We start from the raw sequence: 14350 nt of genomic DNA on the forward strand, positions 1-14350 counted from the left end.
TCTGGAGCCTGCTGTGTCTGATTCCTCCCCTCGCTTTGCTGTCTTGAAAAACCCCACCTTCTGGGTCGTTGTCGTTCTGCTGATCGGCTTTGTTTACTTGCAATGGCCGACCCATGTGCGCATGCCTTATGCGCCGGATTATCGTACTGTCACCCTGGCTGATGGCGTGCAGATGCAATGGGAAGCTGAGCCTCAGGTGATCGAAGGTGAGGCCGGTACCGCCTGGACGTTAAAGAACAAAGGTCTGGAATTTCTGGTGCAGCAGGGCCTGCTCGACGTGCCCTTGGCGCAATTGGCGGAGCGCCAGAAAGCAATCGATAGCGCTCAGGTTGCCAGCATGGAATATGCGCCGCTTGAAGTGACTGGTTCGCTGGCGCGTTATGCGCTGATCGATGTGGAAAACCGCATTCAACGTCACCGCCTCTACCAGCGCGGTGAGCGGTGGCTTAAAGTGTCGGTCCTCTATAAGGCCGATAATGAAGACCGCGAAGCGCGCGCTCAGCTGTTTCTGAATTCGGTTGTGCTGCCCTAAGCCAGTCAAGGCCTATCATCAAACAATAATAAGGAGAGCCCGCCATGTTGCGTTGGGGTGTAATGGGAACGGGCAATATTGCCCATCAGTTTGTGAACGACGCCCGCCACGGCAGTGGCGGTGAATTCGTCGGTGTCTATTCACGCAGTCAGCAAAAAGCCGATGCCTTTGCCAGGGAATTCGGTTTGCCGCATGCCTTTGGCGATCTGGACGCCTTTCTGGCCAGCCCGGATATCGATGTGGTCTATGTCGCCAGTCCGCACACCAGTCATGTCGATCAGGCATTAGCCTTGCTCGAAGCCGGCAAGGCGGCGCTGGTGGAAAAACCGGTGGCGGTCAATCTGGCGGACGCCCAGCGTTTGTATCAGCGTTCGCAGGAGCTGGGTGTGTTCTGCCAGGAAGCCTTCTGGACGCGCTTTAACCCGGCCTATCAACAGATTCTCGAACAGGCGCGTGACGGCCGGCTGGGCAAGCTGCACCACGGCCAGGCGAACTTCGGTTTCCTCTCACCGGCGGACCCTGAGCATCGCTTGAATAACCCGGATTTAGCCGGTGGCGCCCTGCTTGATATTGGCTTGTATCCGTTGATTCTGACCTTGGATTTGTTCGGTGAGCCGGTCGAGATTGAAGGCCGGGTAAGGCTGGGTGAAACCGGCGTCGACCGCAGTGCGGATCTGGTGTTGAGTTATGCTGGCGGCGAGCGTTGCGCGGTGCATTACAGTCTGGATTACGAGTTGCCGCAGACGGCTTGGATCAGCGGTGAAAAAGGTTGGGCAGAAATCCAGTCGCTGTGGTTTGCACCGAACCGAGCTCATTGGCAACTAGGTACTGCGCCGGTTTCGGTCGAGCATTACCCGTTGCTGGGCAAGGGCTATCACTACGAATTCACTGCGACCAACGAAGCCATCACCGCCGGTCGTCTGGACTGCGCTGAGCATACCCAGGCCGACAGCCTGACGCTGATTCGTTTGCTGGATCGGATTCGCGACCAGTGGGGCCCGCGTTACCCCTTTGAGTGATGCAGCAGGGTGCCGTCGTAGTCGTTCGCGGCGATGTCGGTACACAGCTCATGCCACTCACAATCGAAGCAGCCGCTGCGCAACTGGCCTTGAGCAAAGGCCTGGCGCAGCGCTGCTATTGCTGTCTGATCCAACGCCAGCTGCTGACCCACTTCCACTGCAATACCCAGCGTTTCGCTAACCGCTCGCATCGCCAGAGCATCACGCCGGTGGATACGAGCGTGGTGACAGTGCGCGCAGTTACCCTCTGCTACGCACAATAACGGCTGGCAAATCTGGTCCGGTCCGCGAATCAGCTCAATTGCCTCTCCCTGATTTAAGCGCGCGATGATAGCGTCGTAATTGCGGCAGAATTCATCGCTGTAACCCAAGCCTTTGTGGGTCAGCATGCACAGCAGATGATGGCCACGCAGTTCGATGCTCATCCTTGATCCTTACAACCGATACAACCGCGCTTCCCAGGGCTGTAATGTCGTTGCGGACTTCCCGCCAGCATCGGCATAGTTACTCAGACACAAACCATTTTCCGCCGGCGTCGCGGCACCGAGTTCACCCTGCCACTCAGCGTCGCTGAGGTTACAAAGCACCAGAAACTGCTCGCCGTCCAGGCTGCGGGTGTAGGCATAAAGCTGAGCGTCGTCTTCCAGCACCAGATCATAAACGCCGTACACCAAGGTCGGCTCAGCGCGGCGCAGGCGAATCATCGCCTTATAGAAATTAAGCACCGAGTTCGGATCATCAGCCTGGTCGGCGGCGTTCAGCCATTGATGATTGGGGTTCACCGCCAGCCAGGGTTTTGCTGTGCTGAAACCGGCGTTGTCGTCGCGGCTCCATTGCATCGGTGTGCGGGCGTTATCGCGTGAGCTGTCTTTCAGGTCGGCGAGCATCTCGGCTTCACTGCGGCCTGCGGCGCGCCATTCTGCGATCAGGTTGCGCGCTGCCACGTCATCGAACTGATCCAGGGCGGTAAACGGATGATTGGTCATGCCCAGTTCCTGGCCCTGATAGATAAAGGGCGTGCCCTGCATCATAAAATACATCAGCGCGATGGCGGTGGCGCTTTCGCGCCAGTAGTCCTCGGTGTTGCCCCAGGTCGAGGTAATGCGCGGGATGTCGTGGTTCTCGACAAAGAGCGCATTCCAACCCTGACCTTCGAGACCTTTTTGCCAGCGCGTCAGGGTGCTTTTCAGCTTGGGCAAATCGAGGCCGTCGTTGCCTTCAGTGCCCCAGAGTTTCAACTGCTCAAACTGGAACAGCATATTGAAGCGGTTTTTGTCTTCGCCGACCCAGTCCGGTGCTTGTTCGATGGTCACGCCATTGGCTTCGCCGACGGTCATCACATCGTAGTGCGCGAAGGTTTCGGCGCACAGTTCGCTGATGTAGTTAAGAATGCCGTCCTTGTTGCGATGCATCTCATGCGACGGCACCGCCGCTAAATTTTCTGGATTGGGCAAATCCGGAAAGCCCGGTTCCTTGCGGATGTGGGTGATGGCATCGATGCGGAAACCGTCGACGCCTTTATCGAGCCACCAGCGCACCATCTTATAAACCGCCTCGCGCATCTGGGCGTTTTCCCAGTTCAGGTCCGGCTGTTTGCGCGAGAACAGGTGCAGAAAATACTGGCCGCTGAGATCGTCGTATTCCCAGGCTGGGCCGCTGAAAATACTCGCCCAATTATTCGGTGGTGCGCCAGCCGTTTTGCCATCGCGCCAGATATACCAGTCACGCTTATCGCTGTCCGGCTGACGCGATTGTTGGAACCAGGGATGTTCGTCACTGGAATGATTGACCACCAGATCAAGCAGAATGCGCAGACCACGCGCGTGCGCCTGTTCCAGCAGACGATCGAAATCGGCCATGGTGCCGAAGTCCGACAAAATGCCTTGGTAATCAGAGATGTCGTAGCCGTTGTCGTCGTTCGGCGAGGGGAAGATCGGGCACAGCCAGAGTACATCGACGCCCAGATCTTTCAGGTAATCCAGGCGTTCGATGATGCCCGGTAAATCGCCGGTGCCATCGCCGTTGCCGTCCATAAAGGAACGCGGATAGATCTGGTAGACGACGGCTTCTTTCCACCACCGGCGACTTTCAACAGCAGCTTTCATCAGTCATTTCCTTGGGCGCGCAGCATAAAGGCTTCATAGGGTGCCAGGTCGAGCGTCTGACCCAAAGCTCCGCGTGCGCTGGTGTTGTGAATCAGGCAGTCGCACAGGGTGTTTTGCCATTGGGCGGGCAGGTGCAGCTGAGTGCGCTCGGCGCTGAACGAACCCAACACCAACCAGCGTTCGCCGTTCAGTTCACGCTCGTAGGCGAAGACGGTCGGGTGGTCTTCGAGCAGCAAATTGAAGCTGCCGTAGACCAGAACGTCGTTGTCTTTGCGCAACTGAATCAGCGTTTGATAGTGCTGGAAAATGCCCTCGGGGTCGGCGCGGTCTGCCGCTACGTTGATGTGGCGATAATTCGGATTCACCGCCAACCAGGGCGTGCCGTTGCTGAAGCCGCCGTTGGGCTCGCTGGACCACTGCATCGGTGTGCGGGCGTTGTCGCGGCCGTTGCGATAGATAGCCGCCATGCGGTCTGCTGGGGTCCAGCCGAGTTCGCCGTATTCGCGATAGAAATTCAGCGTTTCGATATCGCGATAATCATCGATGGCATCAAAGCGTACGTTAGTCATGCCGATCTCTTCGCCCTGATAAATATAGGGCGTGCCCTGTTGGCCGTGCAGCACCGTTGCCAGCATCTTGGCCGAGCGAATGCGATGTTCGCCGTCGTCACCGAATTCAGACACCGCGCGCGGCAGGTCGTGGTTGTTCCAGAACAACGAATTCCAGCCTTTGCCATCGGCAAGCGCGTGCTGCCATTTAGCGAACACCTGCTTGAGCTTTAATGGATCGACCGGCTTGGCGTTCCACTTGCCACCACTGGGGGCGCCATCTTCCGAGGTGCCGAAGCTCAGGCTGATGTGTTCGAACTGGAACACCATGGAAATTTCATCGCGCTCGGGCGCGCAATAGAGCGGCGCTGTGTCTGGCGTCACGCTCCAGGTTTCGCCCACGGTCAACGCATCGCGTGGTCCGTAAGTCGCGCGGTTCATGGCGTGAATGCGTTCATGCAGCGTCGGGCCGGCGGCCAGTTTCTGGCCATCGACGTCCTTGCCCAGCAGATCAAGGACGTCCATGCGGAAGCCTGCGACGCCACGATCGAGCCACCAGTTCATCATGGCGTGCACCGCTTCGGGCACGGCCGGATTATCCCAGTTCAGGTCGGGCTGTTTCTTGCTGAACTGATGGAAGTAATACTCGCCGCTGGCTTCGTCGTATTCCCACATGGAACCGCTGAAATAAGAAGTCAGCTCGCTCGGTGGTCCACCGTCGGCCTTGGGTTGACGCCAGATATAGAAGTCGCGGTAGTCGCTGTCTTTGGAGGACTTGGCATCGACGAACCAGGGATGCTCATCGCTGGAGTGGTTCACCACCAGATCGAGGATGATCTTGATGCCACGCTGATCGGCTTCGGCGATCAGCCGATCGAGGTCGTCCAACGTGCCGAACTGAGGCGCGATGGCTTGGTAGTCGGAGATGTCGTAGCCGTTGTCGTCCATCGGCGACGCAAAAATCGGCGACAGCCAGATCACGGTAATGCCCAGTTCGGCCAGATGATCGAGGCGCTGAATAATGCCGGGCAGGTCGCCCATGCCATCGCCATTGGCGTCCATAAAGGAAGACGGATAAATCTGATAGACGACGGCGCGGTGCCACCAGCGTTGTTCAGTCATGCTGTACCTCGGCAATAGGAATAGGTTGAGTTGGGCGCAGCCTAGTTGAGTGTTAAACAAAGATAAAATGCTTTATTTTGCGTTCATTATAGATTTTTTCGATAGCTAGCCATAACGGAGAGGCGGGCATGGACAAAGCCTGGCGACAGTTCCTAGCAGTGGCCGAATTACGCTCGGTCAGTCTGGCGGCGCAGCGGCTTTTTATCAGCCAACCGACGCTGACGCACAACCTGAAAAAGCTGGAAACCCAGCTTGGTGTCACCCTATTTAACCGCTCGCCGCGCGGTATGACGCTGACGCCTTACGGCGAAACTCTGCTCGAACAGGCGCGCATCATGCAGCGCGTCTACGACAACGCGCTGGGAAAGTTGCAGCAGTTAAAGGTCGATCAGGAGAGCGGCTTGCGCATCGGTGTCGGTATGGCCTGGTGGCATCTGTTTTTCCGCGACCTGTTTCAGCGTTACCGCGAACAGCACCCGACCGCGCCGGCGCATATTGAGATCGGTAACCATCTAAGGTCGATGGATCAGCTGCTGGCCGGTGAATTAGACCTCTTCATCGGGCATCGCATCGTCGGTCTGAACCCTAACAGCGGCGCGGTGTTCACGCCTTTGTTCAAGGTGCGCGACGCCTGCTTTGTGCGCGCTGGTCATCCGCTGCTGGGCCGGCCGGTAAACTACGTCGATCTGCTCGACTACCCACACCTGGCCGTTACCCCGGACGAAACGCGTTACAGCCGAGCGGTGGTTACCGATCCTCAGTTTAAGGAAGCCGAGCATCATCAATATCATCTCGCCGACCGTGTGGTCTGGTCGACCAGCTCTATGAGCGCAGGGCTGGATATTCTGCGCGACAGCGAGGCGGTGATGATTTATCCCGAGTCGATGACTGAGACGCTGGCTGAAAACGGTGTAGTGCCGTTAGAGCTGACTGAACCACAGGAGGCGATGGAAGTGGGTGTTTATCGGTTGGAGGATCGGGTTGGTGATGATGGGTTGAACGCCTTGATGGATGACGTGAAAGCGTCTTTGCCTGAGTCGGATAAAATTGAAGTGACCACTTAGCGAGTGTTCGGTTGTAGCTCAATTTGGCTGACCGTCGGTCCACATGGATGTGGACCGCCGAGCTTACATGGGTGAAACAAGCGTAGTATGCGAAGCATTGCTTCGCGCGCAGGTGAACGACACTCAGCTTTGCTGAGTGGCTGGGAAAACTTGCAGCATGTCAGCCAAATTGAGCTACAACCGGGCACGGACCAAAGCCAACCACACTTAGTTAAAGCACCGGCTTCGCCCGCTCAATAATGCCCGCACAATCCACGCCCGGTTCCAAAGTTCCGTAGTTAAAAGCGCCATTCGGATTCAAGCGAGATTCAACAAAAGCTTCGGCCACTTTTGCATCGCCATCGCGCAATAAAATACTGGCTTGAAACGTCATGGCTAATTTATCAACCAAAGTTCGCGCCCGAAATTCCAGTTGCTCGGTGTTGCTGAATTGCTGTTTTAATTCCGTCAAAGCGCGATCAAAACTTTTCGACTGACCTTGGGCTTTTTCGAGTTCGGTGAGCAGTGCTTCAAGCGTTGCCGGTTCGCGATCGATGGCGCGCAACACATCCAGACACTGAATATTTCCCGAGCCTTCCCAGATGGCGTTGACCGGCGCTTCGCGATACAAACGCGGCAAACTATTTTCCTCCACATAACCGACACCGCCGATGCATTCCATGGCTTCATAAGTTAAATGTGGCGTGCGTTTGCAGACCCAGTATTTGCCGACGGCCGTGGCTAAGCGCGCCAGTAATTTTTCTGACTCATCGCTGCTGTGATCGAGCGCGCGACCAACGCGCAGACTCATGGCCAGCGCCGCTTCGGATTCAATCGCTAAATCCGCCAACACGTTTTGCATCAGTGGTGCATCGTGCAACGGCTGACCAAAGGCCGAGCGACCGCTGGTGTGATGCAACGCCTGAGCGGTCGCCGCGCGCATTAATGCCGCCGAACCAACCAGACAATCGAAACGCGTCATCGCTACCATTTCGATAATGGTGCGCACACCCTTGCCTTCCTCGCCTAACAGCCAGGCATGGGCGCCGCGAAATTCGATCTCCGATGAGGCATTGGAGCGATTGCCCAATTTGTCTTTTAAGCGCTGAATAAAAAGCGCATTTTTCTGACCGTCTTCACGCCAGCGCGGCATTAAAAAACAACTCAAGCCATTTTCGGTTTGTGCCAATACCAGAAAGGCATCGCACATCGGCGCCGAGCAAAACCACTTGTGACCAATCAACTCATACAACTGCCCGGGCTGACGTTTGCCCAATGGATAAGCGCGGCTGGTGTTGGCGCGTACATCCGAGCCGCCTTGCTTTTCGGTCATCGCCATGCCGATGGTTAAACCGGCTTTGTCGTAGAAAGGTACATTACGTGGGTCGTAATGCGGCGCGGTAATTTTCGGCAGCCATATCTCGGCGATTTCGGGAGTGGAGGCAATGGCGGGTACCGCGGCAAAGGTCATCGTCAGCGGGCAGGCCGAACCGGCTTCGGCGTGCATGTGCAAATATTCCAGGCCGGCGCGGGCCACATGAGCGCCGGGTTTTGGATCGCGCCAGGGCAGAGCTGGAATGCCGGCTTCGACGGCGGTGCGCATCAGCTCATGGTAGGCCGGGTGAAAACGCACTTCGTCGATGCGGTGGCCAAAGCGGTTGTGCGAATGAAAGGTCGGCGGCACTTCGTTGGCCTGGAAACCGGCTTCAATCAGGTCGCCGCCGACGCGGGCGCCGTAGTCGTTGAGTCGGTCTTCGGCCCAGCCGGCACCGAAATGATGGCTCCAGTGTTGCAGCGCACGATCGCTGCGATAGACGTTGTAATCGGCCAGGGCCGTCGGTTGGTTGATGACGTCGTGAGTATTGGCGCTGGCCAGATGTTGGTCGCGGTTAAAGGGGGCGTCGCTCATGGTGGCTTGCCTCTGGTTATTTGTCGCCAGCCTAGCGCAGCGAGGTTTGAGCGACTAGCTGTCGTCTTGCTGGCGTTCTTCGATTTCCAGTTTGATGCGATCCAGACAGGCCTGGATGGGCACGGAACCGGGTTCTTTTTCCAGCGCTTTTTCCAGCAGCCGAATGGCGTCCGCCTCGCGGCCAAAAGCCACCAGCGTATCGGCTTGTTCAATGACCAGACGCCCTTTACTGCTGCGTCGTTCGCGTACCTCGGCGCGGCCATTGATCATGCGCAAATAGGTGAACAGCACCAGCGCCAGCATCAAGGCACCTACGCCGGCAAATCCCAACTCCATGGCTGTGCTCCTGCGCGTAATAGGTGCCCTATAGTTTAGCCGGACTGCTCACTTTGCAATTGTTTACGCGCGTAGTCGTAACCACTTTTGAAAATATCTTCCATTCTGCCCCAGTCGAGTAAGCCGATTCTTTTCAGTGGCGGATTAAAGTACATATCGGTCAGGGATTTATCGGTATCGCGCTGTGAAAAGCTGTAGATAAAACTAACGCTGACCAGATAGGTCGCCAGCGACGGCAACTTATAGCGCCGCTTGTTTTTGCTGCGCAGTCGGTCGAACAACAAAGCCCAGGTACCGGGTATTTCGTCAAAGCTCAGTGGCTGGGCGGTGCGAGTGCCGAGGTCCACGCCAATGACGGTGCCAACCCCTTGCACCGAACGCATAACGTTAACCGGAAAGTTGTTCAGCGTTGCCCCATCGCACAAGAGGTCGCCGTCTTTAAGAATGGGCGGCAACGCTCCAGGAATGGCGCAGGTAGCGCGTAAGGCGCGGGTCAAATCGCCGCGCCGCAGCACGTCTTCGCGGGCGTGTGAATAGTTGGTGGCAATGCAGTAAAACGGCAGCCATAAGTCTTCCAGTTGGCCGGGGTGACCCATAAGTTCGCGAAACGATTCGTCGATCAGCGTGCGCAGGCGGCGGCCACGAATCAGCGAGATCAGCGGCAGCCAGTTGTAGTCGCCGGTCGGGCTTTTGCTGAAGGCTTTACGGCAAGCATCCTGCATGTGAGCAACCGGTTTATCGGTGGCGATCACCGCCGCCATGATGGCGCCAATGCTGGTGCCGCCCACCACATCGACATCGATACCAGCTTCATTCAGTGCCTGCATTACGCCCATATGAGCCAGGCCGCGAGCGCCACCTCCGGCCAGTACCAGACCGACAGCAGTGCGGTTTTCAATGCGCGCCAGACGCGCCAGATCTCTATCGCGTTGCGGTCGTACGTGCAGATGGTCGGTGACCGGGCGGCGGTTAAGCCAGTCGGCGGTGTGGCGCGGCGATACCGCGTCCTCGGCATGCAACAGCACCAGGCGTTGGGCGACGTCCAGCCCTGGCGGAGTGTTTTCCAGAATATCCGTTTCCGTCGGGTGCAGTTGGATGGGGTCGTTGGCGTCGGCCAACAACAGATGCTCGTCACTGTGGCTGCAGCAAAACCGCGTCCAGGCATTGGGCGTAGGGTCGGCGACCAGTAACACATAGTCGTATTGGGCTTCCAGCGCATCGAGATGCAGCGCCAGTCGATGCTGCCGGTAGCCGTCGCCGCCTTCGTCACGAGCCAGGCCGGCGCTGTCGATATCGGCATCTGCCTGTTCGGCGGTCAGAACGTATACCCGGCCCAGTGATGACAGTGGCTGGCGAAAGCGCTCGGCGAAGTCGACCACATCGACGCTGGCGCTGATCGGAATTAAGGTCAGCGTCACCGGTCGCGGTTCGGTACGACGATGCTGCGGCTGCTGCAACCGCTCGATAATTTTGCGCGGCAAGGTCAACGACAGATGCAGGCTGTTGGCCAGCAGTTCTTCAAAGTGCGTCTGATCGAGGCGAACCAGCACCGAATCGCGCAGTGCCACTACTGTCGCTGAACGAGGCTTGCCGGTGTAGAGGCTCATCTCACCGATCACTTCGCCACGGCCAAGCTCCTGAACCCGCCGGGTTATGCCGTGTTCGTCGGTGACATAAACGCGCAATCGGCCGCTGATGGTCAGGTAGAGCGAATCGCCTGGATCGCCCTGCGTCATCAGGCGCTCGCCGGATTTGATTTCTACCCAGGTGAGGCGATCGCGAACCTGTTGTAACGCGGCTGGTTCTAGATCACTGAGAAAGGTATTGAGGTGGTGAGTCAGCAGCTCGTTCCGGTGAGCTCTGGGGTCGGTCATCCTTGCAACCAAGATGCGTCCTCCTTGGCAGTTGTTTTCCTACGTAAGACGGCTTCCAAGCCAAGGCTGATAATACGCCTTAATGGGTCAAATAACAGTGGTCGAAGCTGGGCCGGAAACCGCTCTCTCAGTGCCGGTTGCCGATAACCCTGAGCACATAACAACTCAGCTTCCCTGGCGTATCGGTGGCCGGGCAGGGTCGATATACTGGCCTTATGACAGCGACTCCTCACTCCGTTCTGCAACACGTCTTCGGTTACGACGCCTTTCGCGGCGATCAGGAGACCATCATCAATACCCTGGTTGCCGGTGGCGATTGCCTGGTGCTGATGCCCACCGGCGGCGGCAAGTCGCTGTGTTATCAGGTGCCGGCGCTGGTTCGGGCTGGTGTTGGGGTGGTGATCTCTCCGCTGATCGCCCTGATGCAGGACCAGGTTAATGCGCTGCGTGAACTCGGCGTCCGCGCCGGTTTTCTCAATTCAACGCTGTCGTTCGAGGCGGTGCGCGACACCGAAAATGCGCTGCTCGCCGGCGAGCTGGACTTGCTTTACATCGCGCCGGAACGACTGATTCAGGAGCGCACTCTCGACCTGCTTAATCGCGCGCCGCTGGCCTTGTTTGCCATCGATGAAGCGCACTGTGTTTCCCAGTGGGGCCACGATTTCCGCGCCGATTATTTAAAACTGGGATTGCTCGCCGAACGCTTCCCCAACATTCCACGCATTGCTTTGACGGCCACCGCCGACGCCCGTACCCGGGTCGATATTCAACAGCGTTTGGGGTTAACCCAGGCGCCGGCTTTTGTCGGTGGTTTCGATCGACCCAATATCCAATACCGCATTCAGGCCAAGCAACAACCGCGTCAACAATTGCTGCGCTTTTTAAAAGACGAAGGCGGTGAGCAGGCGGGGATTGTCTATTGTTTGTCGCGCAAAAAAGTCGAACAAACCGCCGACTGGCTGGTGCAGCAAGGCTTTAATGCACTGCCCTATCACGCTGGTTTGGATGCCGCCGTTCGTCAGGATCATCAGCAACGTTTTCTGCGCGAAGACGGCATTATCATGGTGGCGACCATCGCCTTCGGCATGGGCATCGACAAACCGGATGTGCGTTTTGTGGTGCATCTGGATTTGCCCAAAAGCATCGAGGCTTACTATCAGGAAACCGGTCGCGCCGGTCGTGATGGCGAACCCTCGACGGCGGTGTTGTTTTATGGCTTTGAAGACGTCGTCAAACTGCGCCAGATGATGGCGCAATCGCAAGGCAGTGAAGAACATCAGCGTTACGAACAACAACGGCTGAATGCCATGCTGGGGCTGTGCGAAATCACCAGCTGTCGGCGCCAGGTTTTGCTGCGTTATTTTGGCGATGAACTGCCCGAGCCGTGCGGCAACTGCGATACCTGTCTGCATCCGGTTGAAAGCTGGGACGCTACCGAGGCAGTGCGCAAAGCCTTGTCCTGCGTATACCGCACTGGCCAGCGTTTTGGCGCCAATCATCTAATCGATGTGTTACGTGGCAGCGACAATGAAAAGTTGCGCCGGCTCGGTCATCACCAATTATCGACCTACGGCATTGGCATGGAACTGTCGGCCAACGAATGGCGCTCGGTGTTGCGTCAGTTGGTGGCGACGGGACTACTCGCAGTTGATCCGGATGGCTACGGCGGCTTGCAGTTAACCGATGCCTGCCGACCGGTGCTGAAAGGCGAGCAGACCGTCAGCCTGCGCAAAGACAGTCTGCCGGAACGTACGTCCAGCCGCTCTGGCACGCGACCAGCACCGGCCCAGATCGAAGACGCCAACCAGCCGTTGTGGCAAGCCTTGCGCGCCTGTCGCAAACAGCTGGCCGACGACCAGGGCATTCCGCCCTTTATGGTGTTTCACGATAAAACGCTCGCTGAGATGCTGGCGCGACGCCCGACCACCCTGGCTGAGATGAGCGAAGTATCGGGTGTCGGTGACGCCAAGCTGGAGCGTTATGGCGCGGCTTTCCTGGCGGTTTTCGACGATGATCTTAATCAGCGTCCAGCGTAAAACGGCCGACGGCGGTTTCGGTACCTTGAGCCGTTGCCAGCAAATGCTCACCCAATTGGGCTAACTTCAAGGTGGCGCTGTGGCTGGTCTGGGCCATCTGAGTGATGTCACTGACGCGCTGGGAAATCGACTGACTGGCATCGGCCTGATGCGTCGCCAACTCAGCCAGATGTTCGAGGCTGTCGAGCGAGGCTTGCGCATCGGCGTCGAGTTCGGTGAGCGGTTCAACAATACGCCCGATTAATTCCACCCCTTCATCCATTCCCGCCTTGCCGGCCCGAATACGCTGCGCCGCCTGATCGGTCTGGTCGTTGATGCGACCGAGAATGCGATTGATGTCATCGGTCACTTCGCCGGTGCGCGTTGCCAGTTGCCGGACTTCGTCAGCCACCACGGCAAAACCCCGGCCTTCGGAGCCGGCGCGCGCCGCTTCAATCGACGCATTCAGCGCGAGCAAGTTGGTTTGATCGGCGATCTCGCGAATCTGGCTAACCGCGCCAATCACCTCGCTGGCACTTTCACTTAAACGTTCAATGCTGGCTGCCGACTGGTCGATCAGTTCAGCGGTATGACGAATGCCATCGGCCGCCAGAGTGACACCGGCTACACCGTCACGTGCCAGCGCCCGCGCCCGCGATGCCTGATCCCGAGCCACCTCAACATTGCTCGCCATGGCCTGGCTGTCGGCCGACAGCTGACCGACGGACAGATCAATCTGTTGTGCCAGGTCATGCTGACCGGCGCTGTCGCTCTGCACCTCGGTGGTGAACTGACGCAGCTGTCCCGCGGCCTGGCTGACCGCCATGGCGTTGGCGCGAATGGTGCCGATAACACGGTGCAACTGTTCGCGCATCACCGAAAAACTGCGCAGCAGTTGGCCGATTTCATCGCGGCCACCGCGGGCAACGTCATGCTGTAAATTGCCCGAGGCGATGGCGTCGGCGGCACCCACCGCCGAACGCAACGGCCGCACAATACTCGGTGTAATTAAGGCGGCCATCAGCACTCCAGCAAGCAGCGCGGCCAGACCGAGAAAGGTCACCAACCAGACTGAGTGTTGCGTCGCCGCCAGCGTCTGTTGCTGACGCGAGGCCATCACCTGGCGCTGTTGTTGTTCCAGCTCGCTGGTTAATTGCAGCAAACGGTTGAGCGCATCGCGGGTGGCACCGGCCATTTGGCGGCGTGCTTCGGAGCGATCGCCAAATTCCAGCGTCTCTACCGTCAGCTGCAATTGATCCTGATACAAACGGCGCTGCTCGCTCAGTTGTTGCAATTGGCTGGCTTGGGGGGAGTTGGCCAGCAAGGTCGCCAGACGCTCAACGGCGGCATCGATATTACGGTTGCGCGCATCAATATCTTTATACAAGTCTACCCGGGCATCGCGATCTTCGACGATAAACAACAACAGCAAACGACCGGCAATACTCTCGGCATCCAGGTTCACCGAACTGGTTAACTCAACCAAGGCCGCATCGCGTTCGACCACCGCCTGCAACTGATTCGACAAGCGATCAAAACGCTGTACGGCGACCAGCACCACCGCAAAGATAAACAACAATAAAACGGCGTAGCTGACCGCCAGACGTCCTCGAATGCGCATAGCCTTTCCTCTTGGCAGTACCGACCGCGGGTGTCGGTTTGTGCATCGCCCGGCCGAGCGATGTCATCTGCAGACCGAGAGGCGCTTTAAAAGTTCCCAGGCGATCAACACGAAAAAAATTTCCAGACCTCGGAACTTCCTGCGCCATCGCTGTATCCAAACCTCCGAAGCGCTCAGGGTGCTTTGCCAATAGCGTTACCGAAGCCTCGGGCGCTGTGCTTGAAAA

The 14350-nt window shown here is 57.7% G+C and carries 11 protein-coding genes; 4 read left to right on the top strand and 7 right to left on the bottom strand.

What is annotated here, in order from left to right:
• The first annotated feature begins 13 nt into the window (after positions 1 to 13).
• Together ABMA60_RS02195 and ABMA60_RS02200 are read left to right on the top strand one after the other, a co-directional pair.
• Complete coding sequence (locus tag ABMA60_RS02195) at positions 14 to 532, top strand: hypothetical protein (RefSeq protein ID WP_392798031.1); 519 nt, start codon at positions 14 to 16, stop codon at positions 530 to 532.
• A gap of 44 nt (positions 533 to 576) precedes the next feature.
• On the top strand, positions 577 to 1551 hold the full coding sequence (locus tag ABMA60_RS02200; protein WP_392798034.1) for a Gfo/Idh/MocA family protein: 975 nt from the start codon (positions 577 to 579) through the stop codon (positions 1549 to 1551).
• On the opposite strand, the gene ABMA60_RS02205 is transcribed toward ABMA60_RS02200, so the two are convergent.
• Genes ABMA60_RS02205 through ABMA60_RS02215 form a run of 3 tightly spaced genes read right to left on the bottom strand, consistent with a single transcriptional unit; the run spans position 1536 to position 5326 of the window.
• Positions 1536 to 1976 (bottom strand): DUF1284 domain-containing protein, encoded by a 441-nt coding sequence (locus tag ABMA60_RS02205; protein ID WP_392798037.1) that lies wholly within the window; start codon positions 1974 to 1976, stop codon positions 1536 to 1538. The two genes, ABMA60_RS02200 and ABMA60_RS02205, sit on opposite strands and share 16 nt — an antisense overlap.
• A 9-nt stretch (positions 1977 to 1985) precedes the next feature.
• Entirely contained in the window at positions 1986 to 3656 is a 1671-nt protein-coding gene (locus tag ABMA60_RS02210) for an alpha-glucosidase (protein ID WP_392798040.1), read from the bottom strand.
• A complete protein-coding gene (locus ABMA60_RS02215) occupies positions 3656 to 5326 on the bottom strand; it encodes an alpha-glucosidase (RefSeq protein ID WP_392798043.1) in 1671 nt (556 codons plus the stop codon). Before ABMA60_RS02215 ends, ABMA60_RS02210 begins: the two co-directional genes overlap by 1 nt.
• 128 nt (positions 5327 to 5454) lie before the next feature.
• On the opposite strand from ABMA60_RS02215, the gene ABMA60_RS02220 reads away from it, so the two are divergent.
• Positions 5455 to 6390, top strand: a complete 936-nt coding sequence (locus ABMA60_RS02220; protein ID WP_392798046.1) for a LysR family transcriptional regulator — start codon at positions 5455 to 5457, stop codon at positions 6388 to 6390.
• A gap of 211 nt (positions 6391 to 6601) precedes the next feature.
• On the opposite strand, the gene ABMA60_RS02225 is transcribed toward ABMA60_RS02220, so the two are convergent.
• The 3 genes from ABMA60_RS02225 to ABMA60_RS02235 are packed head-to-tail and all read right to left on the bottom strand — an operon-like array spanning position 6602 to position 10488.
• Positions 6602 to 8278, bottom strand: coding sequence for an isovaleryl-CoA dehydrogenase (locus ABMA60_RS02225; RefSeq protein ID WP_392798049.1), 1677 nt, complete (start codon positions 8276 to 8278; stop codon positions 6602 to 6604).
• A 54-nt stretch (positions 8279 to 8332) separates the two neighbouring features.
• A complete protein-coding gene (locus ABMA60_RS02230) occupies positions 8333 to 8614 on the bottom strand; it encodes a hypothetical protein (protein WP_392798052.1) in 282 nt (93 codons plus the stop codon).
• Positions 8615 to 8649: 35 nt separating this feature from the next.
• Complete coding sequence (locus tag ABMA60_RS02235; RefSeq protein ID WP_392798055.1) at positions 8650 to 10488, bottom strand: patatin-like phospholipase family protein; 1839 nt, start codon at positions 10486 to 10488, stop codon at positions 8650 to 8652.
• 215 nt (positions 10489 to 10703) lie between these two features.
• Between ABMA60_RS02235 and recQ the strand changes: the two genes are divergently transcribed.
• A complete protein-coding gene (gene recQ / locus ABMA60_RS02240; protein WP_392798058.1) occupies positions 10704 to 12524 on the top strand; it encodes a DNA helicase RecQ in 1821 nt (606 codons plus the stop codon).
• On the opposite strand, the gene ABMA60_RS02245 is transcribed toward recQ, so the two are convergent.
• Positions 12505 to 14124: a methyl-accepting chemotaxis protein gene (locus tag ABMA60_RS02245; protein WP_392798061.1), complete on the bottom strand. Its 1620-nt coding sequence runs from the start codon at positions 14122 to 14124 to the stop codon at positions 12505 to 12507. The genes recQ and ABMA60_RS02245 overlap by 20 nt on opposite strands.
• Between the last annotated feature and the right edge of the window lie 226 nt (positions 14125 to 14350).

Origin of the sequence: Saccharospirillum sp. HFRX-2 (assembly GCF_043196805.1) — a bacterium.
Lineage (GTDB): Bacteria > Pseudomonadota > Gammaproteobacteria > Pseudomonadales > Natronospirillaceae > Saccharospirillum.